This is a genomic window from Acidovorax sp. FW305-C-20-28 (assembly GCF_058783375.1).
This window is the reverse complement of the sequence record NZ_JBYSYM010000001.1, coordinates 300,134-325,554: the sequence shown is the minus strand read 5'-3', so window position 1 is coordinate 325,554 and position 25,421 is coordinate 300,134. Positions and strand designations below refer to the sequence as shown.

At 66.3% G+C, this 25,421-nt stretch carries 26 protein-coding genes; 13 read left to right on the top strand and 13 right to left on the bottom strand.

The features are described from left to right. The first annotated feature begins 19 nt into the window (after positions 1–19). Positions 20–592, top strand: coding sequence for a pentapeptide repeat-containing protein (locus tag AC3WOH_RS01580; protein WP_492227657.1), 573 nt, complete (start codon positions 20–22; stop codon positions 590–592). A 69-nt stretch (positions 593–661) separates the two neighbouring features. Here AC3WOH_RS01580 and AC3WOH_RS01575 read toward each other — a convergent pair whose 3' ends face one another. Both AC3WOH_RS01575 and aptA read right to left on the bottom strand, forming a co-directional pair. Continuing rightward, positions 662–2,179 (bottom strand): CoA-acylating methylmalonate-semialdehyde dehydrogenase, encoded by a 1,518-nt coding sequence (locus AC3WOH_RS01575; protein WP_492227656.1) that lies wholly within the window; start codon positions 2,177–2,179, stop codon positions 662–664. A gap of 36 nt (positions 2,180–2,215) precedes the next feature. Then, positions 2,216–3,577 carry an omega-aminotransferase AptA gene (gene aptA, locus AC3WOH_RS01570; protein WP_492227655.1) on the bottom strand — a complete coding sequence of 454 codons (1,362 nt, stop codon included), beginning with the start codon at positions 3,575–3,577 and terminating at the stop codon, positions 2,216–2,218. 152 nt (positions 3,578–3,729) lie between these two features. On the opposite strand from aptA, the gene AC3WOH_RS01565 reads away from it, so the two are divergent. Next, entirely contained in the window at positions 3,730–4,659 is a 930-nt protein-coding gene (locus AC3WOH_RS01565; RefSeq protein WP_492227654.1) for a LysR family transcriptional regulator, read from the top strand. Between the two features lie 12 nt (positions 4,660–4,671). On the opposite strand, the gene AC3WOH_RS01560 is transcribed toward AC3WOH_RS01565, so the two are convergent. From AC3WOH_RS01560 to araD, 3 genes are read right to left on the bottom strand one after another with little or no spacing between them, the layout of a single operon-like run. Further along, positions 4,672–5,646, bottom strand: coding sequence for a Bug family tripartite tricarboxylate transporter substrate binding protein (locus tag AC3WOH_RS01560; protein ID WP_492227653.1), 975 nt, complete (start codon positions 5,644–5,646; stop codon positions 4,672–4,674). Between the two features lie 50 nt (positions 5,647–5,696). After that, the gene (locus AC3WOH_RS01555) at positions 5,697–6,407 is read right to left on the bottom strand and encodes a ribonuclease activity regulator RraA (RefSeq protein ID WP_492227974.1); all 711 of its coding nucleotides are present in this window, start codon (positions 6,405–6,407) and stop codon (positions 5,697–5,699) included. A gap of 27 nt (positions 6,408–6,434) precedes the next feature. After that, the gene (araD, locus tag AC3WOH_RS01550; protein ID WP_492227652.1) at positions 6,435–8,174 is read right to left on the bottom strand and encodes an L-arabinonate dehydratase; all 1,740 of its coding nucleotides are present in this window, start codon (positions 8,172–8,174) and stop codon (positions 6,435–6,437) included. A gap of 65 nt (positions 8,175–8,239) precedes the next feature. Between araD and AC3WOH_RS01545 the strand changes: the two genes are divergently transcribed. After that, the gene (locus AC3WOH_RS01545) at positions 8,240–8,929 is read left to right on the top strand and encodes a GntR family transcriptional regulator (protein ID WP_492227651.1); all 690 of its coding nucleotides are present in this window, start codon (positions 8,240–8,242) and stop codon (positions 8,927–8,929) included. Here the strand turns inward: AC3WOH_RS01545 and AC3WOH_RS01540 are convergent, their stop codons facing one another. Further along, positions 8,930–9,853, bottom strand: a complete 924-nt coding sequence (locus AC3WOH_RS01540; protein WP_492227650.1) for a helix-turn-helix domain-containing protein — start codon at positions 9,851–9,853, stop codon at positions 8,930–8,932. 124 nt (positions 9,854–9,977) lie between these two features. On the opposite strand from AC3WOH_RS01540, the gene AC3WOH_RS01535 reads away from it, so the two are divergent. Both AC3WOH_RS01535 and AC3WOH_RS01530 read left to right on the top strand, forming a co-directional pair. Beyond that, on the top strand, positions 9,978–10,379 hold the full coding sequence (locus AC3WOH_RS01535) for a nuclear transport factor 2 family protein (RefSeq protein WP_492227649.1): 402 nt from the start codon (positions 9,978–9,980) through the stop codon (positions 10,377–10,379). A gap of 105 nt (positions 10,380–10,484) precedes the next feature. Then, on the top strand, positions 10,485–10,787 hold the full coding sequence (locus AC3WOH_RS01530) for a flagellar basal body protein (protein WP_492227648.1): 303 nt from the start codon (positions 10,485–10,487) through the stop codon (positions 10,785–10,787). 69 nt (positions 10,788–10,856) lie between these two features. Here the strand turns inward: AC3WOH_RS01530 and AC3WOH_RS01525 are convergent, their stop codons facing one another. The 7 genes from AC3WOH_RS01525 to rpmH all read right to left on the bottom strand — a co-directional run bounded on the left by AC3WOH_RS01525 (position 10,857) and on the right by rpmH (position 16,736). After that, positions 10,857–11,801: a hypothetical protein gene (locus AC3WOH_RS01525; RefSeq protein WP_492227647.1), complete on the bottom strand. Its 945-nt coding sequence runs from the start codon at positions 11,799–11,801 to the stop codon at positions 10,857–10,859. 114 nt (positions 11,802–11,915) lie between these two features. Further along, positions 11,916–12,407 (bottom strand): Crp/Fnr family transcriptional regulator, encoded by a 492-nt coding sequence (locus AC3WOH_RS01520; protein WP_492227646.1) that lies wholly within the window; start codon positions 12,405–12,407, stop codon positions 11,916–11,918. A 93-nt stretch (positions 12,408–12,500) separates the two neighbouring features. Further along, positions 12,501–13,925: a tRNA uridine-5-carboxymethylaminomethyl(34) synthesis GTPase MnmE gene (gene mnmE / locus AC3WOH_RS01515; protein WP_492227645.1), complete on the bottom strand. Its 1,425-nt coding sequence runs from the start codon at positions 13,923–13,925 to the stop codon at positions 12,501–12,503. 71 nt (positions 13,926–13,996) lie between these two features. Continuing rightward, a complete protein-coding gene (yidC, locus tag AC3WOH_RS01510; protein ID WP_492227644.1) occupies positions 13,997–15,703 on the bottom strand; it encodes a membrane protein insertase YidC in 1,707 nt (568 codons plus the stop codon). Next, the gene (yidD, locus tag AC3WOH_RS01505; protein ID WP_184855287.1) at positions 15,700–15,978 is read right to left on the bottom strand and encodes a membrane protein insertion efficiency factor YidD; all 279 of its coding nucleotides are present in this window, start codon (positions 15,976–15,978) and stop codon (positions 15,700–15,702) included. Before yidD ends, yidC begins: the two co-directional genes overlap by 4 nt. Then, positions 15,975–16,532 carry a ribonuclease P protein component gene (locus AC3WOH_RS01500; protein ID WP_492227643.1) on the bottom strand — a complete coding sequence of 186 codons (558 nt, stop codon included), beginning with the start codon at positions 16,530–16,532 and terminating at the stop codon, positions 15,975–15,977. The genes yidD and AC3WOH_RS01500 overlap by 4 nt, the downstream gene beginning before the upstream one ends. Positions 16,533–16,601: 69 nt before the next feature. Further along, entirely contained in the window at positions 16,602–16,736 is a 135-nt protein-coding gene (gene rpmH, locus AC3WOH_RS01495; RefSeq protein WP_005798102.1) for a 50S ribosomal protein L34, read from the bottom strand. A 310-nt stretch (positions 16,737–17,046) separates the two neighbouring features. Here rpmH and dnaA point away from each other — a divergent pair, with 310 nt between their 5' ends. The 8 genes from dnaA to AC3WOH_RS01455 all read left to right on the top strand — a co-directional run bounded on the left by dnaA (position 17,047) and on the right by AC3WOH_RS01455 (position 25,366). Then, complete coding sequence (gene dnaA, locus AC3WOH_RS01490) at positions 17,047–18,513, top strand: chromosomal replication initiator protein DnaA (protein WP_492227642.1); 1,467 nt, start codon at positions 17,047–17,049, stop codon at positions 18,511–18,513. A gap of 172 nt (positions 18,514–18,685) precedes the next feature. Beyond that, positions 18,686–19,804, top strand: coding sequence for a DNA polymerase III subunit beta (gene dnaN, locus AC3WOH_RS01485; RefSeq protein WP_184855284.1), 1,119 nt, complete (start codon positions 18,686–18,688; stop codon positions 19,802–19,804). Between the two features lie 155 nt (positions 19,805–19,959). Then, positions 19,960–22,566, top strand: coding sequence for a DNA topoisomerase (ATP-hydrolyzing) subunit B (gene gyrB, locus AC3WOH_RS01480; protein ID WP_492227641.1), 2,607 nt, complete (start codon positions 19,960–19,962; stop codon positions 22,564–22,566). A 104-nt stretch (positions 22,567–22,670) separates the two neighbouring features. Beyond that, positions 22,671–22,925: a type II toxin-antitoxin system Phd/YefM family antitoxin gene (locus AC3WOH_RS01475; protein ID WP_492227640.1), complete on the top strand. Its 255-nt coding sequence runs from the start codon at positions 22,671–22,673 to the stop codon at positions 22,923–22,925. Beyond that, entirely contained in the window at positions 22,922–23,356 is a 435-nt protein-coding gene (locus AC3WOH_RS01470) for a type II toxin-antitoxin system VapC family toxin (protein ID WP_492227973.1), read from the top strand. The genes AC3WOH_RS01475 and AC3WOH_RS01470 overlap by 4 nt, the downstream gene beginning before the upstream one ends. A gap of 63 nt (positions 23,357–23,419) precedes the next feature. Further along, on the top strand, positions 23,420–23,926 hold the full coding sequence (locus AC3WOH_RS01465) for a DUF4124 domain-containing protein (protein WP_492227639.1): 507 nt from the start codon (positions 23,420–23,422) through the stop codon (positions 23,924–23,926). A gap of 24 nt (positions 23,927–23,950) precedes the next feature. Further along, positions 23,951–24,328, top strand: coding sequence for a nucleotide pyrophosphohydrolase (locus AC3WOH_RS01460; protein ID WP_492227638.1), 378 nt, complete (start codon positions 23,951–23,953; stop codon positions 24,326–24,328). A 264-nt stretch (positions 24,329–24,592) separates the two neighbouring features. Continuing rightward, positions 24,593–25,366, top strand: a complete 774-nt coding sequence (locus AC3WOH_RS01455; protein ID WP_492227637.1) for a hypothetical protein — start codon at positions 24,593–24,595, stop codon at positions 25,364–25,366. The last annotated feature ends 55 nt before the right edge of the window (positions 25,367–25,421 follow it).

Here is a 25,421-nt window from a genome sequence, read left to right as displayed (position 1 = left end):
TGACGAAGGAAACCGAGAGATGATGAAACACCACACGCTGGTCCGCACCCTGCTCGCCTGCACGACCATGGCGGCCTGCATGCCCTTGGCCCATGCCCAGCGCAACCTGGCCTCCAACGGCTCCGGCACGGTGATCGCGGGCGACAACAGCGCCTCGGTGGTCGTCAACGGCCAGCAGATCATCACGGCCACGGACGGCAATGCCCGCGTGGAAACCACCATCGGCGGTGGCAGCGGCCGCGTGGTGGTGCAGGGCGCGACGACCACGGTGACCAACTCCGGCAATGCCAAGCCCGCCGCAGGCGCCAAGGGCAGCGGCAAGGGCGGGGACTATGTGAACAGCGACCTCTCGGGCCGCAATTTCGCAAACGCCCAACTGGCCGGCCGCAAGTTCACCAACGTGGACCTGTCGCGCGCCAACCTCTCGGGTGCCGACCTGCGCGGCGCCGAGCTAGTCAACGTGAGCCTGGAGCAGGCCGACCTGCGCGGTGCCAACCTCACGGGCGCCAAGATGGTCAACGTGGACCTGGATGCCGCCTTGCTGGAAGGCGCGACCTGGACCGACGGCCGCCGCTGCCGCTCCGCCTGCTGAGCCCCCCGCAACCGCACAAGAAAAAACGGCCCCGAGGGGCCGTTTTTCAATGGGGTGCAGTGCGCTGGATCAGCGGCTGCTCGGGAAGCTGAACACCGCGCCTTCGCGCACGCCGGCCGAGGGCCAGCGCTGCGTGATGGTCTTGCGCTTGGTGTAGAAGCGCACGGCGTCGGGGCCGTAGGCGTGCAGGTCGCCGAACAGGCTGCGCTTCCAGCCACCGAAGGAGTGGTAGGCCACGGGCACGGGCAGGGGCACGTTCACACCCACCATGCCAACCTGGATGTGGTCGGTGAAATAGCGCGCGGCCTCGCCGTCGCGCGTGAAGATGCAGGTGCCGTTGCCGTACTCGTGGTCGTCGATGAGCTTCATCGCGTCCTGCAGCGTCTTGACGCGCACCACGCCGAGCACGGGGCCGAAGATCTCTTCCTGGTAGATCTTCATGCCGGGCTTGACGTTGTCGAACAGGCAGGCGCCCAGGAAGTAGCCGTCCTCATGGCCGGCCACCTTCACGCCGCGGCCGTCCACCACCAGCGTGGCACCTTCGGCCACGCCGCTGTCCACATAGGACTTGACCTTCTCGAAATGGGGCTTGGTCACCAGCGGGCCCATGTCGTTGCTGTTGTCCGTACCCGGGCCGACCTTCATTTTGGCGATCTCGGTCTTGAGGCCCGCCACCACGGCATCACCGGCCTCGTCGCCCACGGCCACCACCAGCGGGATGGCCATGCAGCGCTCGCCGCAGCTGCCATAGGCGGCGCCCATGAGGGCACTCACGGCATTGCCGATGTCGGCGTCGGGCATCACGATGGCGTGGTTCTTGGCGCCGCCCAGGGCCTGCACGCGCTTGCCGTGCTTGCAGCCTTCGGAATAGATGTACTCGGCGATGGGGGTGGAGCCCACGAAGCTCACGGCCTTGACGCGCGCGTCCTGCAGCAGCGTGTCCACGGCCAGCTTGTCACCGTTGACCACGTTGAGCACACCGGGCGGCAGGCCGGCTTCCTGCGCCAGCTGGGCGATGAACAGCGCGCTCGTGGGATCGCGCTCGGAAGGCTTGAGCACGAAGGTGTTGCCGCAGGCCACGGCCATGGGCCACATCCACAGCGGCACCATGGCCGGGAAGTTGAAGGGCGTGATGCCCGCCGTGACGCCCAGCGCCTGGAACTCGCTCCACGAGTCGATGCCCGGGCCGACGTTGCGGCTGTGCTCGCCCTTGAGCAGCTCGGGCGCATAGCTCGCGTACTCCACGTTCTCGATGCCGCGCTGCAGCTCTCCGTGCGCGTCGCTGAGCACCTTGCCGTGCTCGGCCGTGATCATGGCGGCGATCTTGTCGGCGTTCTCTTCGAGCAGCACCTTGAGCTTGCTCATCACGCGGGCGCGCTTGAGCGGCGGCGTGTTGCGCCAGGCCGGGAAGGCGGCCTCGGCCGAGGCGATGGCGCGCTCCACCGTGGCCTTGCTGGCCAGGGCGACGTTGGTGGTGGACTGGCCCGTGGCGGGGTTGAAGACCGGCTGCGTGCGCTCGGTGTCGGCAACGATCTGGCCGTCGATCAGGTGGCCGACGGTGGTGGTGACGCTCTTGTCGTGGTTCATGGCAGAAGAAAAGGAAATGAAAGGAGTGCAGCGGGCTTACGCGGTTTCCGCGAGTGCGTCGCCCAGGGCGTTGACGAGGCGGTCGATCTCGGCCTTCTCGCTGATGAAGGGCGGGGCCAGCTGGATGGTGTCGCCGCCGTAGCGCACGTAAAAGCCCTTCTTCCAGCAGTTCATCGCGATCTCGTAGGGGCGGCGGGCGGGCTCGCCGGGCAGCGGTGCAATGGTGATGCCCGCGGCCAGGCCGTAGTTGCGGATGTCCAGCACATGCTTGCTGCCTTTCAGGCTGTGCACGGCCTGCTCGAAGTGCGGGCTCAGGGCCTTCACGCGGCCGATGGCGTCTTCGCTCTGCAGCAGGTCCAGCGCGGCGATGCCGGCAGCGCAGGCCACGGGGTGGGCCGAGTAGGTGTAGCCGTGCGGGAATTCGAGCATGTACTCGGGGCCGCCGGCGTTCATGAAGGTGTCGTAGATCTCCTTGGTCGCGACCACGCCGCCCAGGGGCTGGGCGCCATTGGTGACCTGCTTGGCGAAGTTCAGGATGTCCGGCGTCACGCCGAAGGCCTCGGCACCGGTCCAGGCGCCGCAGCGGCCGAAGGCGGTGATCACTTCGTCGAAGATCAGGAGGATGTTGTTCTGCGTGCAGATCTCGCGCAGGCGCTGCAGGTAGCCCACGGGCGGGATCACCACGCCGGCCGAGCCCGAGAAGGGCTCGACGATCACGGCCGCGATGTTCGAGGCGTCGTGCAGGGCGATCACGTCCAGCAGGCGGTCGGCCAGTTCCTTGCCGGTGGCGGGCATGCCCTTGTGGAAGGAGCCGGCGGCGGGCTGGGTGTGGGGCAGGTGGTCGGCTTCGACGCCCTGGCCGAAGAGCTTGCGGTTGGCCGCGATGCCGCCCACCGAGATGCCGCCGAAGTTCACGCCGTGGTAGCCCTTTTCGCGGCCGATCAGGCGGGTCTTGCTGGCCTGGCCCTTGGCGCGCCAGTAGGCGCGCGCCATCTTGAGCGAGGTGTCGGCCGCTTCCGAGCCCGAGCCCGTGAAGAACACATAGTCCAGGCCGTCCGGCGTGATGGCCTTGATGCGGTTGGCCAGCTCGAACGACAGCGGGTGGCCGAACTGGAAGGCCGGCGCGTAGTCGAGCTTCATCGCCTGCTGGCCCACGGCCTCGGCGATCTCGCGGCGGCCATGGCCCAGGCCCGTGCACCACAGGCCCGACAGGCCGTCGAAGATCTTGCGGCCTTCGGAGTCGGTGTAGTAGGCGCCGCTGCCTTCCACGATCATGCGCGGCGCCGCCTTGAACTGGCGGTTGGCCGTGTAGGGCATCCAGTGCGCGTCGAGCCAAGCGGCGTCCAGGCGGTCACCGCCGGCACCGGCTGCGGGTTTTTCGATGTTGACGAAGCTCATGGGAAATCTCCAGTGCAAAACAGCGGCCGCAAGGCGGGCCGGGCCCAGGCAAAAGCGGGTCTCGGGCACATTGTTGTGCGGGGTGTTAATCTCTCAAATAGTGCAATATCAATGTTTACTTGCGGATCTATGCAAGTAACAACCACCGCTCCATGAACACCAAGAACCGCGCCGTGCTCGGCCAGCTCAGCGACATGGACCTGCGCCTCTTGCAGGTGTTCAAGGCCGTGGCCGAGTGCGGCGGCATGTCGGCGGCCGAGCTCGAACTCAACATCGGCACCAGCACCGTGAGCCGCCACGTCAAGGACCTGGAGACCCGCCTGGGCCTGACCCTGTGCCGGCGCGGGCGCGCGGGCTTCGCGCTCACGCCCGAGGGCCAGCGCGTCTACGACGAGACCCTGCGCCTGCTGGCCTCGGTGGAGGGCTTTCGCAACGCGGTGGACGACATCCACGCGCGCATGGGCGGCCAGCTCGCGGTGGCGGTGTTCGACAAGACCGCCACCAACCCGGCGGCGCGCATCGGCGACGCCATCGCGGCGTTTGCGCAGCAGGCGCCCGACGTGCACCTGCAGATGCATGTGGGCACCATCAATGCCATCGAGCGCGGGGTGATCGACGGCACCTTCCAGGTCGGCATCATCCCCGCGCACCGCGCCTCGCAAAGCCTGGTCTACACCGACCTGTTCACCGAGACCATGCTGCTGTACTGCGGCGCGGGCCACCCGCTGTTCGGCATCGACGACACCGCCCTGGACTGGGAGGCGCTGCGCCACCAGCCCTTTGCCGGCCTGGGCTACCACTCGCCCAACATGGAGCTGAGCCACCAGGCACGCCTGTCGCGCACGGCCACGGGCTTCGATCAGGAGTCGATTGCCACGCTGATCCTCTCGGGCCGCTACCTGGGTTTTCTGCCCGACCACTACGCCGAAGTCTTCGAGCGCCGCGGCCTGATGCAGGCCGTGCAGCCCGCGCTGCTGCGCTACAGCTGCCGCTTCGTGGGCCTGCTGCGGCGCTCGCCCGAGCCCTCGCGTGCGGCCCAGGCGTTCCAGCAATGCCTGGTACAGGCCCACGCGGGGCCGTGACCGGCCCCGCCTTCAATCGGGCTGCGCTCCCGACTTCTTGACCAGCTCTGCCCAGCGCGGGATCTCGCGCGCCATGTGGGCAGCCAGCTCCTCGGGCGTGCTGGCCACGATGTCCATGCCCAGCTGGTCGTGCAGCTTGGCCTGCACGTCGGGCTGCCTGAGGGCCTTGGTGATCTCGGCGTTCAGGCGCTGCACCACGGCCCGCGGCGTGCCCTTGGGCGCATAGACGGCCTGCCAGGACGACATCTCGAAGCCCGGCACGCCGGCCTCGGCCATGGTGGGCAGCTCGGGCGCCAGCGTGATGCGCTTGCCCGTGGTCACGGCCAGCAGCTTCACGCGGCCGGCCTTGGCCAGGGGCAGGGCCGCTGTCATCTGGTCGAACATGAAGGCCACCTGGCCGGCCGCCACGTCGGTCAGCGCCGGCGGCGTGCCCTTGTAGGGGATGTGCGTGAGCTTCACGCCGATCAGGTCGCCGAAGAGCTCGCCGGCCAGGTGGGTGGAGGTGCCCGAGCCCGAGGAGGCGAACATGCGCTTGGCCGGGTCTTTCTTGAGCAGCTCGACCAACTCGGCCACCGAGTTCACGCCCAGGGCGGGGTTGATGATGAGCACATTGGGCAGGGTGGCCACCAGCGCCACGGGCTCGAAGTCGCGCACCGGCTGGTAGGCCAGGTTCTTGTACAGGCTGGCGTTGATGGCGTGGGTGCTGATGGTGCCGCCGAACAGGGTGTAGCCATCGGGCGCGGCCTTGGCCACATAGCTGGCACCGATGCCGCCGGCCTGGCCCGGTTTGTTCTCCACCACCACGGACTGCTTGAGCGCCTCCTGCAGCTTGTTGGCCAGCACGCGGCCGATGGTGTCGGTGGAGCCCCCGGGCGTGAAGGGCACGACGTAGGTGATGGGCTTGGCGGCCGGCCACTCCTGGGCGGCGGCCATCGGGGGCAGGGCAGCCAACGCCAGCACGGCCGCGCAAGGGAGGATGAATCGCATGGTGGTGTGTCTCCGGTTGTCGTTATGGGGAAAGCGATGGAACGGGGGGCTCAGCGGCCCTGGGCCTGCCGCCAGGCGGCGAACTCGCCGGGCGTGGCCGGGTCGGTGGGCGGGTACAGGCCCAGGATGGAGCGGCCCTGCAGCACCTGCGCAGTCACGAAGTCCTCGAAGGCCGTCATCTCCGTGGCCTCGGCCGCGATCTCGTCGGCCAGGTGGGCGGGGATGACCACCACGCCTTCGCCATCGCCCACCACCACGTCGCCCGGGAACACGGCCACGTCGGCACAGCCGATGGGCACGTTGATGTCCAGCGCCTGGTGCAGCGTGAGGTTGGTGGGCGCCGAGGGCCGCTGGTGGTAGGCCGGCATGGACAGCGCCGCGATCTCGGGCGTGTCGCGAAAGCCGCCGTCCGTCACCAGGCCGGCCACGCCGCGCTGCATCAGGCGCGTGGCCAGGATGGAGCCGGCCGAGGCGGCGCGCGCGTCCTTGCGGCTGTCGATCACCAGCACCGCGCCGGGCGGGCATTCCTCCACGGCCTTGCGCTGGGGGTGGCCACGGTCCTGGAACACGCTGATCGGGTTCAGGTCCTCGCGCGCCGGGATGTAGCGCAGCGTGAAGGCCTCGCCCACCATGTTGGCGCGGCCGGCGCGCAGGGGGTGCACGTCCTGCAGGAACTGGTTGCGCAGGCCGCGCTTGAACAGCGCGGTGCACAGGGTGGCGGTGCTGACATGGGCGAGCAGTTCGCGGGTGCGGGGGTTCAATGGCATGGCAAAGGAGGGGAGGGTGGGTCAGAAGATGTCGGGCTCGGGCACGGGCGCACCGAAGCCGGTTTCGAGGAAGTCGAAGTCGCAGCCCTGGTCGGCCTGCAGGATGTGGCGGCTGAACATCCAGCCGTAGCCGCGTTCGAAGCGCGGGGGCGGCGGCGTCCATTCGGCGCGGCGGCGCGCCAGCTCGGCCTCGTCCACTTCCAGGTGGATGCGGCGCGCGGGCACGTCCACGGTGATCCGGTCGCCCGTGCGCACCAGGGCCAGGGGGCCGCCGATGTAGGCCTCGGGCGCGGCATGCAGGATGCAGGCGCCATAGCTCGTGCCGCTCATGCGCGCGTCCGACAGGCGCAGCATGTCGCGCACGCCCTGCTTCACGAGCTTGGCCGGGATCGGCAGCATGCCCCACTCGGGCATGCCCGGCCCGCCCTGGGGGCCGGCGTTGCGCAGCACCAGGATGTGGCCGGGCGTCACGTCCAGGTCCGGGTCGTCCACGGCGGCCTTCATGCTCGGGTAGTCGTCGAACACCAGGGCCGGGCCGGTGTGCTGCTGCAGGTGGGGCGCGCAGGCGCTGGGCTTGATCACCGCACCATCGGGCGCGAGGTTGCCGCGCAGCACGGCGAGCGCACCCTCGGCATAGATGGGCCTGGAGAGCGGCCGGATCACGTCGTCGTTGAACACCGCCGCGCCCTCGATGTTCTCGCCCAGCGTGCGCCCGGTGACGGTCTGCGCCCCCAGGTGCAGCAGCTCCGGCATGCGCGACATCAGCCCCGGCAGGCCGCCCGCGTAGTAGAAGTCTTCCATGAGGTAGGTGTCGCCGCTGGGCCGCACATTGGCCAGCACCGGCACCACGCGGCTGGCGGCGTCGAAGTCGTCCAGCGTCACGGCACAGTGCGCACCCGCACGGCGCGACATGGCCACCAGGTGCACGATGGCGTTGGTCGAGCAGCCCACGGCCATGGCAATGCGGATGCCGTTGAGAAAGGACTCGCGGCTGAGCAGGCGTGCGGGCGTGAGCTCGTTCCACACCATGTCCACGATGCGGCGGCCGCTCTCGGCGCTCATGCGCACATGGTTGGCGTCGGGCGCGGGGATGGACGAGGCGCCCGGCAGGCTCATGCCGATGGCCTCGGCAATCGCCGTCATGGTGCTGGCCGTGCCCATGGTCATGCAGGTGCCGTGGCTGCGCGCGATGCCGGCCTCCACGCCCTGCCATTGCTCCTGGCTCAGGTTGCCGGCGCGCCGCTCGTCCCAGAGCTTCCAGGCGTCGGAGCCCGAGCCCAGCACCTGGCCGTTGTAGTTGCCGCGCAGCATTGGGCCGGCGGGCACGAAGATGGCGGGCAGGCCCGCGCTCATGGCGCCCATCAGCAGGCCCGGGCCGGTCTTGTCGCAGCCGCCCATGAGCACGGCGCCATCGACCGGGTGGCTGCGCAGCAGCTCCTCGGTCTCCATGGCCAGCATGTTGCGGTAGAGCATGGTGGTGGGCTTGACGAAGGCCTCGGCCAGTGAGATGGCCGGCAGCTCGATGGGAAAGCCGCCCGCCTGCAGCACGCCGCGCTTGACGTCCTCGACCCGCTGGCGGAAGTGACCGTGGCAGGGGTTGATGTCCGACCAGGTGTTGACGATGGCGATGATGGGCTTGCCCACCCAGTCCGCGGGCGCGTAGCCCATCTGCAGGATGCGCGAACGGTGGCCGAAGGAGCGCAGGTCGTCGGGCGCGAACCAGCGCGCGCTGCGCAGGGAGTCGGGGGTGCGTCGTGTCATGTGGCGCATTAAAGCACTAGTATATTAGTGCGTCAACACCAGCCGGTGCGACAATCGGCAGGCCTATGAACGTGAGAGAAAAAGTCCGCCTCGACCGATCGCGCCACGCCGCGCCCCAGGTCTTCGACCGCCTGCGCGAGGCCATCGTCTCGCTCGACCTGGCGCCCGGCACCGTGCTGGCGCGCGCCGAGCTGGCCGAGCAGTTCGGCATCAGCCAGACGCCCGTGCGCGATGCCCTGCTGCGCCTGGGCGAAGAGGGGCTGGTGGACATCTTTCCGCAGCACGCCACCGTGGTCAGCCGCATCGACATCGAGGCCGCGCGCCAGGCGCACTACCTGCGCCGCTCCATCGAGCTCGAAGTGGTGCGCACCCTGGCCCTGGCACCCGATGCAGTGGTGCTGGCCCGCCTGCGCGCCCAGGTCGCCGCCATGACCGCCGTCATGGGGCCCGCCAGCTACCGCGCCTTCGTCGAGGCCGACCAGGGCTTTCACCAGTGCATGTACGAGGCCGCGGGCGTGGCCGGCCTGTGGGAGTTGGTGCGCCGCCGCTCGGGCCATGTGGACCGCCTGCGCCGCCTGCACCTGCCCACCGAAGGCAAGACCGCGGCCGTGCTGGCCGACCACCAGCGCATCGTGGACGCCATCGCCGCCGGCGACGCCCCGGCCGCGCAGGACGCGCTGCGCGCCCACCTGTCGGGCACGTTGAGCCAGGTCGACGAGATCTGCGCGCGCCACCCCGACTACGTGCAGGCCTGATCAGCCTGCGCTGCGCACCGGCAGCACCGCCGCCTGCTGGCGGCGGAACTCGGCCGGGGTGCAGCCCGCCTCCCGCCGGAAGAACTTGCTGAAATTGGTCGCCTCGTCAAAGCCCAGGCGTTCGGCAATGCGCGCCACAGGCACACCCGTGTGCAGCAGCAGGCGCTTGGCTTCGAGGGCAATCCGCGCGGCGATAAAGGCCTTGGCGCTCGTGCCGACCGCGGCGTGGGTGGCACGCGCCAGGCTTCTTTCCGTGCAGCCCAGCGGGCCGGTGTAGTCCGCCACCTGGTGCCAGTCGGCAAAGCGCTGCTCCAGCAGCTGCCGAAAGCGCTCGAAGCGCTGCAGGGCGCGCAGCTTGGCCGGCTCGGGTGGCGTGCGCTGGCCATGGACCATGGCCAGCCGGGTGAGCAGGGCATAGAGCTGGTAGCGCAGCAGGGCATGCAGGTCCTGCGCCGGGGCACTGGCGGCGGCATCCGCACGCATCTGCAGCAGGGCATCGGCCACCGTGCGGGCCTCGCCCTCGCCCAGCGCCAGGTGCACGGGAAAGCGCTCCAGCCCGGCCACCAGCCGCAGGTCGCTGGCGGGCGCCCCAGCGCCCGCGAGCAGGAATTCGGGGCGCAGCAGCAGGACCCAGCCTTCCCAGTCCTCGGCCGGCCCGAAGTAGTGGGCCTGGCCGGGCCGGATCGCGAGCAGCGCGCCAGGTGCGCAGGGCACGGGCGCGAAGTCGATCACCTGGGTGCAGCTGCCGCGCGTGACCAGCACCAGCATGTGGAAGGCATAGCGGTGGGTGCGTTGCACCTCGCCCGCGGGGCCGCGCTGGCGCAACTCGGACATGGCGAAGACCTCCAGGTCCAGCCCGTAGCTGCCGGGCGGCCGGTAGTCGAAGCGTTCGATGTCGGTGCTGCCGGGGTTCTTCGGGGCCATCGCCTTCCTTGCGGGGTGTGGGCGCATTGTGTCCGAAAAGTATCTCTTCAATGCCTGGAGCTACCGTGCCATTCGGGCTCAGAAGTCCAACAATTACCCCATCGTCAACACCTTGAGAGAACCCATGTCCGCCATCGATATCGCCAGGAACTACATCCGTGCCGCCCAGACCGGTGACCAGGCCCTGCTGGCCCGCACCGTGTCACCCACCGTGGTCTGGCACCAGCCGGGGGCCAACCGCTTTTCCGGCACCCACCGGGGCCTGGCCGCCGTGGGGGCCATGATCGGCGGGATGATGGAGGTCTCGCAGGGCACGTTCGCCATCACCGAGGCGCAGCACTACATGGAGAACGGGGACTGGGTGGCCGTGAGCATCCGCTTTGCGGGCGAGCGCGAGGGCGCCCGCCTGGACCAGGCGGGCGTGGACCTGCTGCGCATCCAGGACGGCCAGGTCGCCGAGGTCTTTCTGTTCTCCAGCGACCCGGCGCAGGAAGACCGCTTCTGGGGCCAGCGCGGGGAGAAATGACGGATGGCACGCCCCAGTGACCCTGCCGGCAGGATGGGCGGTCTCGCCCAAAATCCGGCAGCGCCGGATAATTCGGGCATCCACCTCCACCGCGAGCACGTCCCCATGGCCTCCATTTCCTCGATCGGCACCTCCGGCATGCAGACGGCCCAGTTGCGTCTGGACGCCTCGGCCCACAACGTGGCCAACATGAACACCCCGCGCTTCCAGCGCCAGGTGGTGGAGCAGGAAGCCACGCCCGGCGGTGCCGGCGTCACCGGCTCCGTGCGCCGCAGCCAGGAAGAAGGCGTGGCGCTGGAGCAGGAGGCCGTGGAACAGATGTCGGCCACCTACGCCTTCAAGGCCAGCCTGCAGGTGGTCAAGACCCAGGACCAGATGATGGGTTCCCTGCTCGATGTGAAGGCCTGACCAATCATCTGCGCGCAATGAAAAAGGCGGCCCTCGGGCCGCCTTTGTTTTTGGCGCCGTGCGCGCTCTTCAGCGCAGCTCGCCGTATTGGGTGCTGCTCAGGTCCGGGCCGCGCTCTTCCGAGCCGGGCATCTCCGTGTCCTCGAAGCCGGTCGCATTGGGTGGGCGGGGGCGCAGGGGGCCCGAGCGCACGGGTGCACCGCCGGGGCGGGCCGGGGCGACGGGGTTGGGGTTGCTGCCTGCGGCGTCGGCCAGGGCGCGCTTGAAGGCGGCCACTTCGTCGGCCTCGATGGGCTCGAAGCGCTGCACCGGGCGGGTGGCCTCGTAGTCCACCGGCGCGGGGGAGCGCGGTGCGACCGTGCCCGTGAGCGGCGCCGGGGCGGTGGCCACGGGTGCGGCGGCGCGCAGCGGGGCCGGGCGCGAGATCGGGGCCGAGGGCGTGGCCGTCAGCGGGGCAGGGGCCGATACCGGGGGCAGCGGGCGGCGCACGGCGGCGGCCGCGGCAGGTGCCTGGGTGCCCACGGGCAGGGCGGCGCCCAGCGGGGCAATGCCCTTTTGCGGAATGCCCACCGCCACATGGTCGTTGATGCGCCAGTACACGGCGGTCACCAGGATGTCGTAGCGCGTCTTGGCGGTCTGGGCGATCAGCGCCTCGATCTCGGACAGGCGCACGGTCTCGCCGCCGTACTCGCGCGCCAGGTCCATCATTACCAGGAACTGGCGGCCGCGCTGGTCCAGCGACAGCACCTTGAATTTGTAGCTGGCCGACAGCACGCCGGCACGCACCATGGCATCGCGCACCACGGTGTAGAGCAGCTCGCGGCGCTCCATGCGCTCGTTCTTGCGGTTGGCGGCGTGCTCGGGGGGCACGGGGTCGACCAGGGGCTTGCCCTGGCGGCCCGCAGACAGCGGCACCGTGGCGTCGGCGTTGAGCAGGCCCGAAGGTTCCGACGCCGCACTGGGCCGGGGCTTGGGGGGTACCGGTTTGCGGCTGAACCAGCTGAACAGTGACATGGCGTGCTTTCCTCGGAGTTCACCTGCAGTGGGTTGTCCGATTCGAGTGTACCGCGAGCCCTGCACCCCCAACGACGCCGCCGGTACCGAAAGCGGTGCCGGCCGACAGCGGTGTCAGGTCGCCGCAACGCGGCGTCGGCGATTGCCCAGGCGCTTGGCCAGCACCGACCCGGCCGCCATGGCCAGGCCCAGCGCAATGGCAGGTTGCCGGTTGGTCAACTCGGTGAAGCGGATGGCCGTCAGGCTCCACAGCTTGCAGGGCCCCGTGGCCTGCACCGTGGCGCTGCGCGAGCGGTGCGAAAAGAAGGCGCCCTCGCCGAGCACGGAGCCCGGGCCCACGATGGCCAGGCGCAGGCGCTCCTTCTCGTCCTGGAAGTGCACGCTCAGGCTGCCGCTTTCCACGAAGTACAGGGTGCGGTCGCTGGTGCCCTGCTGGAACAGCACATGCCCCGTGGGCAGGATGCAGGGCAGCAGGTAAGGCGCGACCACATCCCACTGCGCGGCGCTCAGGGGATTGGTGATGCTGTCGTCGGCACTGGCCTGGGCGATGGCATCGATCAGGCCCTGCAGATCGGCTTTGGTGGCAGCGGGGGATAGGACGTTCATGGTTGTTCTTAAAGTAACCCTGTTACAGGTTGGGCACAAGCGCTGTTTACGTCCGTTTACAACAAAAGCGCACGCGCCGTCAGCGGCCAAACGCTATTTTCCGATGCAAAAGCTCGAAAAAATCACGCCCAGCAGGTCATCGGAGGTGAACTCGCCCGTAATCGCACCCAATGCATTCTGCGCCAGGCGCAATTCTTCGGCCAGGATGTCAAGGGCCGGGGCGCGCGCCTGTAACTGCATGTGCGCCTCGTCCAGATGCGCCGCCACCGCCTGCAGCGCCTGCACATGGCGCGCGCGGGCGATGTACACGCCCTCGGGCGCCGACTGCCAGCCCGCCACCTCGAGCAGCATGCGGCGCAGGTCTTCGAGGCCCGCCCCGGTGCGCGCCGACAGCCGTACCGCGCGGCCCGCACCCTGCAGCCGGGCGGCCGTGGCCTCGTCCACACAGTCGATCTTGTTCCACACATCGATCACCGGCACGGCGGCGGGCAGGCGCCCGGCCATGTCGGCCGCAATCGCGGCATCGCTGGCCGCGTAGTCCGCCGTGTCGGCGCGCGACAGGTCGTGCAGGAACAGCACGGCGTCGGCCCCGGCGATCTCGTCCCAGGCGCGCGCGATGCCGATGCGCTCCACCTCGTCCTCGCTCTCGCGCAGGCCGGCGGTGTCGATCACATGCAGCGGCACGCCCTCGATCTGGATGGTCTGCTGCACCTTGTCGCGCGTGGTGCCGGCAATCGGGGTCACGATGGCCAGCTCCGCCCCCGCCAGCGCATTGAGCAGCGAGCTCTTGCCCGCATTGGGCTGCCCCGCGATCACCACCTTGATGCCCTCGCGCAGCAGCGCCCCCTGCTGGGCGCGCTGGCGCACGCGCGCCAGGGTCTGCTGCAGGCGGTCGAGCTGGCCCTGGGCATCGGCCTGCTGCAGGAAGTCGATGTCCTCCTCGGGGAAGTCCAGCGTCGCCTCCACCAGCATGCGCAGGTGGATCAGCGCGTCGCGCAGGGCATGGATCTCGTGGGAAAAGGCGCCCGTGAGCGAACGGCTCGCACTGCGCGCCGCCGCCGCGGTGGAGGCATCGATCAAGTCGGCAATCGCCTCGGCCTGGGCCAGGTCGATCTTGTCGTTGAGAAAGGCGCGCTCGGTGAACTCCCCGGGCTCGGCCACGCGCAGCCCGGCCAGCACGGCAGCGCCACCCTCGGCCTGGGCCGTGGCCGCCGCCTCCAGGCAGCGCGCCAGCAGCAGTTGCAGCACCACCGGGCCACCGTGGGCCTGCAGCTCCAGAACGTCCTCGCCGGTGTAGGAATGCGGCGCCGGAAAGTACAGCGCCAGCCCCTGGTCGATGGCCTGGCCGTCGGCATCGCGAAACGGCAGGTAGTGCGCCTCGCGCGGGCGCAGGTCGCGCCCGCACAGCGCCTGCACCAGCGGTGCAATGCCCTTGCCCGACACGCGCACGATGCCCACGGCCCCGCGCCCCGGGGCAGTGGCAATGGCAACGATGGGGTCGGCGTGGCGGGCGAGCATAGGGAGACTTTAGCGGTATGGATTGAAAAAGGCCGCTTGCGCGGCCTTTCGGGGGTAGCTCAGCGACCAGGTCAGCTGAACTTGGGCAGGTTGAACTGCGGTGGCACGCCCATGCGGGTGTTGATGATCCACTGCTGCGCGATCGACAGGATGTTGTTCGTCAGCCAGTACAGCACCAGGCCGGCCGGGAAGAAGAAGAACATCACGCTGAAGATCAGCGGCATGAACCACATCATCTTGGCCTGCAGTGGGTCCGGTGGCGCGGGGTTCAGGGCCGTCTGCAGCAGCGACGACAGCGTCATCAGCAGAGGCAGGATGAAGAACGGGTCCGGTGCCGAGAGGTCGTGGATCCAGCCGATCCAGGGCGCGTTGCGCATTTCCACGCTGGACAGCAGCACCCAGTACAGGGCGATGAACACCGGGATCTGGATCATGATGGGGAAGCAGCCGCCCATGGGGTTGACCTTCTCCTCGCGGTAGATGCGCATCATCTCCTGCTGCATCTGCTGCGGCTTGTCCTTCAGGCGCTCGCGCATCTCCATGATCTTGGGGTTGATGGCCTTCATCTTGGCCATGCTCGCGTAGGCCTTGGCGTTGAGCCAGTAGAAGGCGATCTTGAGCAGCAGCACCAGCGCCACGATGGCCCAGCCCCAGTTGCCCAGGATCTTGTGCAGCTGGTCCAGCAGCCAGTACAACGGCTTGGACAGGATGGTCAGCCAGCCATAGTCCTTCACCAGCTCCAGGCCGGGCGTCAGCGCTTCCAGCGTCTTCTCGACCTGGGGGCCGGCGAACAGGCGCGCGTCCACGGTCTTGCTGGCGCCGGGGGCAATGGCACCCAGCTGGGTGATCATGCCCACCGAGTACAGGTTGGTGTCCACCTTGCGCATGAACAGATTGCGCGGGATGTCGTTGCCCAGCAGCCAGGCCGTAGCGAAATAGTGCTGCACCATGGCCACGTAGCCGTTGGTGGCATCCTTCTGGATGTCGACCTTGCCGGCCTCGATGTCCTTGAACTCGACCTTCTGGTACTTCTTGGCCTCGGTGTAGACCGCGGGGCCGGTGAAGGTGGAGTAGAAAGACGACTCGCCTGGCGGCTTGTTGCCGTCGCGCACCAGCTGCAGGTACAGCTCGGGCGACACGGGGGCCGTGCCGGTGTTCACCACCTCGTGCTTGACGGCGATGTCGTACTGGCCGCGCTTCACGGTCCAGGTCTTGACCAGCTTCACGCCACCCTGATCGGGCGACTCGAAGCGGATCGACAGCTCGTCCTGCCCGTCCTTGAGCTCACGCGGGCCGGGCACGGCGGTCATCAGCGTCTTGTGCGTGGGGAAGGCGCCGCCGATCAGGCCGGTCTGCGCCACGTAGACGCGGTTGGCGCTTTCGTCGAGCAGCAGAAAGTTCTTGCCGCTCTTGTCACCGATGTCGGCGTGCTTGAGCAGTTCGGCGTGCGTCAGCGAGCCGCCTTCGCTGTCGAAGGTCAGGCGGTAGACGTCGGTGGCCACCTGCACGCGCTCGCGCGTGGCCGGGGCTGCCGTGGTGGCGGGCTGGCCGGGCACGGCCGCTGCGCCCTGGCTCGCGGCAGGGGTGCCGGTGGCCGATGGCACGCTCGCAGCGCCCGCCGAAGCCGAGGCAGTGCCCGCAGGTGCCGGCGCCGCCGTGGTAGCTGGCGTGGGGAAGAAGGTGGCCTTGTTGCCGTTGTGCAACTGCCACTTGTCCCACAGCAGAACCATGGAGAAGCCAAAAATCACCCACAGTATGGTGCGGCGAATGTCGTTCATGGAGACTTTTTTGGTGAAGGTTGTTGAAACCGCGAGAACAGCCGCATGCTGCGCGGCAATTGTTGCGGGACGGGGTCATGGCCCCCGTCACACCAGGGGTGGCAGCGGACCAGCCGGCGCAGCGTGAGATAACTGCCGGCCGCCGCGCCATGCTGCTCCAGCGCCTGCAGCGAATAGACGGAGCAGGTCGGCTCGAAGCGGCAGGCCGAACCCAGCCAGGGGCTCAGGAACAGGCGGTAGCCCTTGACCACCCCGATGAGCAGCGCCCGCATCATGGCGCAACCGCCGACGCCCGTGGCGCACTGGGGCTTTTGTCGCTTCTGCTAGCACTGCCCTTGCCATCGCCCTGCCGTTTGGCCGCATGGCCAAACAGCTGCAGCAGCTCGGCCCGCACCGCCTGCTTGAGCTGGTCGGACGTGGCGCTGACGAACTGCTTGCGGTCGAAGGTGCTGCGCAGGCGCACCACGTGGGCGGCCTGGGGCAGGCGCGCCTCGAAGGTCGCGCCCACGGTGTAGATCTGCCGCTTGATGGTGTTGCGCGTGACGGCACGGCGTGCCCAGCGCTTGGGCACCATGGCGCCCAGCCAGACGTCGGAAACGGCAAACAGGGCCTGCGGCGAGGTGCCGGGCCCTGTGGAAGATGCCGGTGCGGCGGCTGGCTGCGCGGGGTCTGCCATGGCGGGTTCGCCAGACGTGACAACGGCACCGCCAGTCGTGGCAGTGCCGTCGGCGCCCAGCACCAGGCGGTGCAGCGCAAAATGGGCGGTACGGGAAACGGTGCCCCCCGCCATGGCGGCCTGGAACTGCGGACGGGTTTTCAGCCGTTGCATGCTGCGCAAGCGCCCCCGTTTGTGACCTGGCGGTGCAAACCGGGGTGCAGGCCCAGGACCTTGCCGGCCTTAGACGGCCAGGCGCTTGCGGCCCTTGGCGCGGCGTGCGTTGATGACGGCACGGCCGCCACGGGTCTTCATGCGCACGAGGAAACCGTGGGTGCGGGCGCGGCGGGTCTTGGAGGGCTGGTAAGTACGTTTCATGGTGCTCTATTCCTTGAGGTTCAGTTCCGGACTGCTGCACACAAAACGGCACCGCCCGGTCAAATCGCCCTGAACACATTCAGGGAAACCCAAAATTATCGCAGGCTTGTGCCCCGCTGGCAATGCCCCGCTGCGGGAAGACCCTGTGGCGCGCTTGAATCAGGGGTTCAGAATGTGCTGGCCACGCCCCAGGTGCAGGGGTTCACGGCATGCCGGCGGGGCGGGCTTTCAAATTGTGGATAACTCCTTGACAAGCTACAATGCGCGGCCCAGCACCGTTCCTCCTATCCACAAAAAGAACCACCGATAAATGACCGAGGAACCCTCCAGCAGCTCCGCATCCAACCCCGGGGCCGACGCAGGCCAGAGCCTGTGGCAGGCCTGCCTAGAACAACTGGCGCAAGACCTGCCAGAGCAACAGTTCAACACCTGGATCAAGCCCCTCGTGGCCCAGGTGACCGAAGACTTCTCCAAGGTGACGCTGTTCGTCGCCAACCGCTTCAAGCTCGACTGGATCCGCGCGCAGTACGCCAAGCGCATCTCGCTGCTGCTCGAAGACCTGTACGGCCAGCCCGTCACGCTGGAGTTAGCGCTCGCTCAGCGCGAAGCTGTGACGCGCACTTACGTGCGCCCCAGCACAAGCAGCACACCCGCCCAGCAGCAGGCCCCCGAGCAACCCAGCCAGGGGCAGGGCGGCAATGGCTCCGGCCAGGGTGGCAGCAGCAGCAGCGGCCCCGACGAATCGGCCAGCGCCTTCCGCAACCGCCTGAATGCCGGCCTGACCTTCGAAACCCTGGTCGAGGGCACGGCCAACCGCATGGCACGCTCGGCCGCCATGCACGTGGCGGGCATGCCCGGCCACCTGTACAACCCGCTGTTCATCTACGGCGGCGTGGGCCTGGGCAAGACCCACCTGGTGCACGCTGTGGGCAACCGCCTGCTGGCCGACAAGACCGACGCCAAAGTTCTCTACATCCACGCCGAGCAGTTCGTGTCGGATGTGGTTAAGGCCTACCAGCGCCGCACCTTCGACGAGTTCAAGGAGCGCTACCACTCGCTGGACCTGCTGCTCATCGACGACGTGCAGTTCTTCGCCAACAAGGACCGCACGCAGGAAGAATTCTTCAACGCCTTCGAGGCGCTGCTGGCCAAGAAGAGCCACATCGTGATGACCAGCGACACCTACCCCAAGGGCCTGGCCAACATCCACGAGCGCCTGGTCTCGCGCTTCGACTCGGGCCTCACCGTGGCCATCGAGCCGCCCGAGCTCGAGATGCGCGTGGCGATTCTGATCAACAAGGCGCGCGTGGAAGGCACCGAGATGCCCGAGGAAGTCGCCTTCTTCGTGGCCAAGAACGTGCGCTCCAACGTGCGCGAACTCGAAGGCGCGCTGCGCAAGATCCTCGCGTACTCGCGCTTCAACCAGAAGGAAATCTCCATCCAGCTGGCCCGCGAGGCGCTGCGCGACCTGCTGTCCATCCAGAACCGGCAGATCTCGGTGGAAAACATCCAGAAGACGGTGGCCGACTACTACAAGATCAAGGTCGCCGACATGTACAGCAAGAAGCGCCCGGCCAGCATTGCCCGCCCACGCCAGATCGCCATGTACCTGGCCAAGGAGCTGACGCAAAAGAGCCTGCCCGAGATCGGCGAGCTGTTCGGCGGGCGCGACCACACCACCGTGCTGCACGCCGTGCGCAAGATTTCGGGCGAACGCCAGCAGCTGACCGAGCTGAACCAGCAGCTGCACGTGCTGGAACAGACATTGAAGGGCTAGCGAAAGTGCATTCCGCCAAGGCCTTATATGTAAGAGCGTGTTCCGCGCCACATTGCCAAGGTGAACACGTACTTACAAGGCAAAATGGGGGGTTATCGGGCAGCCGGGGGGCACAACCCGTGCCGCTGCCCGCACCGTTCCAAATAAGATCCACAATCAAGGGGTTGATGACATGATCGTCCTGAAGGCAACACAAGACAAGGTACTCGCGGTTCTGCAATCGGTGGCTGGCATCGTGGAGCGCCGCCACACCTTGCCCATTCTGGCCAACGTACTGATCCGCAAGACCGGCAATGCGCTGCAGCTGACGACCAGCGACCTCGAGATCCAGATCCGCACCACGGCCGAGCTGGGTGGCGACACGGGCGACTTCACCACCACCGTGGGCGCGCGCAAGCTCATCGACATCCTGCGCACCATGCCCAGCGACCAGACGGTGAGCCTCGAATCCGCCCAGTCCAAGCTCATCCTCAAGGGCGGCAAGAGCCGCTTCACCCTGCAAAGCCTGCCGGCCGAGGACTTCCCGCTGGTGCAGGAGTCGGCCGCCTTCGGCCCCGTGTTCGCCGTGCCGCAAAAGACCCTCAAGGACCTGCTGGGCCAGGTGTCGTTTGCCATGGCGGTGCAGGACATCCGCTACTACCTCAACGGCATCCTGTTCGTGGCCGAGGGCAAGACCCTGAGCCTGGTGGCCACCGACGGCCACCGCCTGGCCTTTGCCAGCGCCACGCTCGACGTCGAGGTGCCCAAGCAGGAAGTCATCCTGCCGCGCAAGACCGTGATCGAACTGCAGCGCCTGCTGTCGGACGCCGGTGGCGAGAACCAGCCCCACATCGAGATGCAGTTCGCCAACAACCAGGCCAAGTTCACCTTTGGCGGCATGGAGTTCGTGACCAAGCTGGTGGAAGGCAAGTTCCCCGACTACAACCGCGTCATCCCCAAGAACCACAAGAACAACCTCACGCTGGGCCGCGCCCCGCTGCTGGCCAGCCTGCAGCGCACCGCCATCATGACCAGCGACAAGTTCAAGGGCGTGCGCCTGAACCTGGAGCCCGGCACCCTGCGCGTGGCGTCCAACAACGCCGAGCAGGAAGAGGCCGTGGACGAGCTCGACATCGACTACGGTGGCGACACCATCGAAATCGGCTTCAACGTGACCTACCTGATCGACGCCCTGGCCAACATGGGCCAGGACATGGTGAAGGTGGAGCTCTCCGACGGCAACAGCTCCGCACTGCTCACCATCCCCGACAACGACAGCTTCAAGTACGTCGTGATGCCCATGCGCATCTAGCCCTGCGCCGTGCCCGCCGCACCCCGGCGGGCACCCCTGCGAGCTATTGAAATGATAGCTAACTGACCCCATCTGATGGGAATCAGAGCACTATTTGAACCCTATTGACAGATACCGGAAGCCACCAGTGGCTTCCCCCGGACCCCAAGGCCACCATGACCGCTGACAACAACCTGCCCGAGCAAGAACCTACCGGCACTGGTGAGCCCGTTCCGCAAAAGATCGACACCAACCAGGCCGGCGCCAGCGAAAGCTACGGCGAAGGCTCCATCACCATCCTCGAAGGCCTGGAGGCCGTGCGCAAGCGCCCCGGCATGTACATCGGCGACACGAGCGATGGCACCGGCCTGCACCACCTGGTGTTCGAGGTGGTGGACAACTCCATCGACGAAGCCCTGGCTGGCCACTGCGACGACATCGTCGTCACCATCCACACCGACAACTCCATCAGCGTGACCGACAACGGCCGCGGCATCCCCACCGGGGTGAAGATGGACGACAAGCACGAGCCCAAGCGCAGCGCCGCCGAAATCGCGCTGACCGAACTGCACGCCGGCGGCAAGTTCAACCAGAACAGCTACAAGGTCTCGGGCGGCCTGCACGGCGTGGGCGTGAGCTGCGTGAACGCGCTCTCCAAATGGCTGCGCCTGACCGTGCGCCGCGAAGGCAAGGTGCACCAGATCGAGTTTGCGCGCGGCTTTGTGCAAGACCGTTTGCTGGATACCGTGGACGGCTTCGAAGTGAGCCCCATGAAGGTGACCGGCGAGACCGAAAAGCGCGGCACCGAGGTCCACTTCCTTCCAGATACCGAGATCTTCAAGGAAAACAACGACTTCCACTACGAGATCCTGGCCAAGCGCCTCCGCGAACTTTCCTTCCTGAACAACGGCGTGCGCATTCGCCTGAAGGACGAGCGCAGCGGCAAGGAAGACGACTTCTCGGGCGCCGGCGGCGTGCGCGGCTTCGTCGAGTTCATCAACAAGGGCAAGACGGTGCTGCACCCCACGTCGTTCTACGCCGCGGGCGAGCGCCCGGCAGAGACGTACGGCGGCATCCCCGGCACGCACATCGGCGTGGAAGTGGCCATGCAGTGGAACAGCGCCTACACCGAGCAGGTGCTGTGCTTCACCAACAACATCCCCCAGCGTGACGGCGGCACCCACCTGACCGGCCTGCGCGCCGCGATGACCCGCGTCATCAACAAGTACATCGAAGAGAACGAGCTGGCCAAGAAGGCCAAGGTCGAAGTCACCGGCGACGACATGCGCGAAGGCCTGTGCTGCGTGCTGAGCGTGAAGGTGCCCGAGCCCAAGTTCAGCAGCCAGACCAAGGACAAGCTGGTATCGAGCGAAGTGCGCGCCCCCGTGGAAGACATCGTGAGCAAGCTGCTGACGGACTACCTGCAGGAGCGCCCGGCCGACGCCAAGATCATCTGCGGCAAGATCGTGGAAGCCGCCCGCGCCCGCGAAGCCGCCCGCAAGGCCCGCGAAATGACGCGCCGCAAGGGCGTGCTCGACGGCATGGGCCTGCCCGGCAAGCTGGCCGACTGCCAGGAAAAAGATCCCGCCCTGTGCGAAATCTACATCGTGGAGGGCGACTCCGCCGGTGGCTCTGCCAAGCAGGGCCGCGACCGCAAGTTCCAGGCCATTTTGCCGCTGCGCGGCAAGATCCTGAACGTGGAGAAGGCCCGCTACGAAAAGCTGCTGACCAGCAACGAAATCCTGACGCTGATCACCGCCCTGGGCACCGGCATCGGCAAGGCCGGCGGCACCACCGGCGGCGATGATTTTGACGTGGCCAAGCTGCGCTACCACCGCATCATCATCATGACCGACGCCGACGTCGACGGCGCCCACATCCGCACCCTGCTGCTCACCTTCTTCTACCGCCAGATGCCCGAGCTGGTGGAGCGCGGCCACATCTACATTGCCCAGCCACCGCTGTACAAGGTGAAGGCCGGCAAGGAAGAGCTGTACCTGAAGGACGCGCCCGCGCTCGACGGCTTCTTGCTGCGCATTGCGCTCAACCACGCCAGCGTGAGCACCGGCGGCGCCAACCCGCAAGTGCTGACCGGCGAGACCCTGGGCGAACTGGCGCGCAAGCACCAGGTGGCCGAGAGCGTGATTGCACGCCTCTCCAACTTCATGGACGCCGAAGCCCTGCGCGCCGTGGCCGATGGTGTGACGCTGAAGCTCGACACGGTTGCCGAGGCCGAAGCCAGCGCCGTGGCCCTGCAGGCCAAGCTGCGCGAGCTGAACACCACCGGCGCGCCTGCCGAAGTGGCCGGCGAATTCGACGCCCGCACCGACAAGCCCCTGCTGCGCATCAGCCGCCGCCACCACGGCAACATCAAGAGCAGCGTGATCACGCAAGACTTTGTGCACGGCGCCGACTACCAGGCCCTGGCCGAAGCCGCAGAAACCTTCCGCGGCCTGCTGGGCGAGGGCGCCAAGGCCCTGCGCGGCGAAGGCGAAAAGCAGAAGGAAGAAAAGGTCGGCGACTTCCGCCAGGCCATGAAGTGGCTCATCAGCGAAGCCGAGCGCAGCACCAGCCGCCAGCGCTACAAGGGCCTGGGCGAGATGAACCCCGAGCAGCTGTGGGAAACCACCATGGACCCCAACGTGCGCCGCCTGCTGCGCGTGCAGATCGACGACGCCATCGAGGCCGACCGCGTGTTCACCATGCTCATGGGGGATGAGGTGGAGCCGCGGCGGGACTTCATCGAGACCAACGCGCTGCGCGCGGGCAATATCGACGTTTGAGCGAACTGGCAGGTCTCTGGCGAGGCCAGCCGCAAGTCCCTTCGCTTGATCCGTCGGCAGTTTTGTAGCAACATTGCTACAAAACTGCTGACAGAGGTACCGCCATGACGATCACCACCTTATCAAGCCGGGAATTCAACCAGGCAGCGGGCGACGCCAAACGGGCCGCCAGCAATGGACCCGTGTTCATCACGGACCGGGGCCGGCCAGCCCATGTGCTCATGACCTATGAGTTGTACCAGCGCTTGACGGGCAGCCCGCAAAAAATTGCCGACCTTCTGGCCATGCCGGGCGCAGCCGATGCAGAGCTGGAGCTTGCGCGCTCGCGGGACCTGGCACGCGCTGCGGATCTGTCCTGATGTTTGTGCTGGACACCAACGTCGTCTCTGAACTGCGAAAGATCCGCCTGGGCCGGGCAGACCCCAACGTGGCCCGGTGGGCAGACAGTGTGGATGCCACGACCTTGTTCGTATCCGCCATCACGGTCCAGGAACTGGAAGTGGGCGTGCTGCAGGCAGAGCGCCGGGACCCGCCCCAGGGTGCCACACTCCGAACCTGGCTCAACCAACATGTCTTGCCGGCTTTCGCCGGCCGGATCCTGCCGGTTGACGCCGCCGTGGCGCAGCGCTGTGCATTGCTGCACGTACCGGACCCACGCCCTGCCATGGACAGCCTGATTGCCGCCACGGCCCTGGTCCACGGCATGACGGTGGTGACGCGAAACACCGCCGACTTTGATTCCTTCGGTGTGCCCATCCTGAACCCCTGGCTCAACGGCAATCCATCTTGAAACAGCTGCGCCTGTAGCATCCACTGACCGCAGCCATCGCCAACCCTTGGAACCAAGCTTCCCATGCCACAGCCGCTGACCCCTTGGAAATCCGCCGCCATCGGTGTGGCCCTCTCCATCACCGCCCTGGCCACACCCGCCCAGGCGCAGCAGATGTACAAATGCGCCCAGCCCGACGGCAAGACCGCCTTCCAAGACCAGCCCTGCCACATGAGCGGCAGCACGGGCGGCACGGTCAGCGTGAAGGTGACCCCGCCCTCCAGCGACGCGCCACCGCCTGGCGCACCGCAACAACAGCAACAACGCCAGCGCTCCACATCGCCCTACGCCGGCACCCAGACCGCCGATGCGCAGAACGCCCAGGCTGCACAAAAGCAGCGCCAGCAACAGCAGGACGAATTCCAGCGCAACGCCCGCTGCAACAACGCCCGCAGCAACCTGGGCGCCCTCAAGGCCGCGCGCCCCGTGTACCAGTACGACAACAAGGGCGAAAAGCAGTACCTGGACGACAACAAGCGCCAGTCCGAAATGGCCGCAGCCCAGCGCGGCGTGGCGGAGAACTGCCGCTGAGGCGGCGAAAGAAGATCACTAGGCATGCCCCAATCCCAAGACCCCGCATCCCTGCAGCAACTGGCCCTGCGCCTGCAGGACTTCGCGCAGCAGCGCGACTGGGGCCAGTTCCATTCGCCCAAGAATTTAGCGTCCGCGTTGATCGTGGAGGCCGGCGAGCTGCTGGAGCACTTTCAGTGGCTGACCGAGGAGCAGAGCCGGAATCTGCAGGCGGACAAGAAGCAGGCCGTTGCCTATGAGATGGCGGATGTGCTGCTGTATCTGGTGCAGATGGCAACGGCGCTGGATGTGGATTTGATTGAGGCGGCGAACGCCAAGGTCGTGATCAATGGGGAGAAGTATCCGGTGGGGGAGGCGCGAGGGAGCAGTCGGAAGTCAGTCAACTGTAGAAAATTTCCTTAGACCAAAAGCAGCTAACACCCAGGCCTACGATCCATCGATTTTCTGAAAAAAGGCCATTTCCCCCTGCACAAATCGCACAATCACTATGCACAAATTTGTCCACCTCTGGCGGAGGCTAGGCGGAAAATAAAACAAACGCAAGCGATAGTCAGGGATAAAGAATTTTTATTTCATGAAAACTCATCGGCACAATCCAGAATAATATCGACACCCTTTTCAAAATTAATGTAAACTCACCGGCTTCACAGACTCCAGAGATCGCGCATGAACGAGTACTACAACATATCTAAAGAGTATTTTCGACAGCTAGAGGGATGGCATTTATACAAGCAAAGCGGGAAATATTGGCTGAGCGCGTGGATTTGCCTATCCTTACTCTTCACAACGCTCATCATTCCAGTGGCGTCAAAAATACAACAGGGTCAGTCATTTTTCTTCTGGCTGCTAATGTTGATAATTGTAGAAATATTAGTGCTAATAGTTAATGGCAAAATTCAATCCAACAAACAATTATTTATAGTTCAGGCATTCAAAAGCAATTTCAATCAAGAAATAAAAACAGAAGCGGAGTGCCGGGAAGTATTAATAAAAAAACTCGTAGACAAGACACCGGAAAAATTTCTCGCAACAGCCAAAGAAATAAATGAGCTCCTAGCTTTAAACCGAACATTTCAGCGGGTGGACACCATAGACACTCTAAGTGTTTTGAAAAAATTCTACGATCCCGACTCTAAAGCCAGACTATATGCCGGCATTCTGGCCATGATCACTGTTTGCACAGCTCTAACTGTTCGATCGCTTGCAGATGATTTCTCATTTTTTGAATCAATAACCGATCCTAGTTGGCAAAGATTCATGGCTACAGTCTTGTTCCTTTGCAGTGCCGTATTTTTCTTGATGGTAGGAAGTCAAGTTCTGCTTAAAATTATTTGGCACGCTGCCACAGCATGGGCTACGAAATTTCTACCAATAAAAGAAAGCAATGTGACCCTTCACTATTTTGCACGAGATCTTATTAAGCTCTATCGACCGAGCTGAAACGAGTCATCCGCAAGCAAAGGACCACCAAGTAACCCATCTAATACAGAAGAAT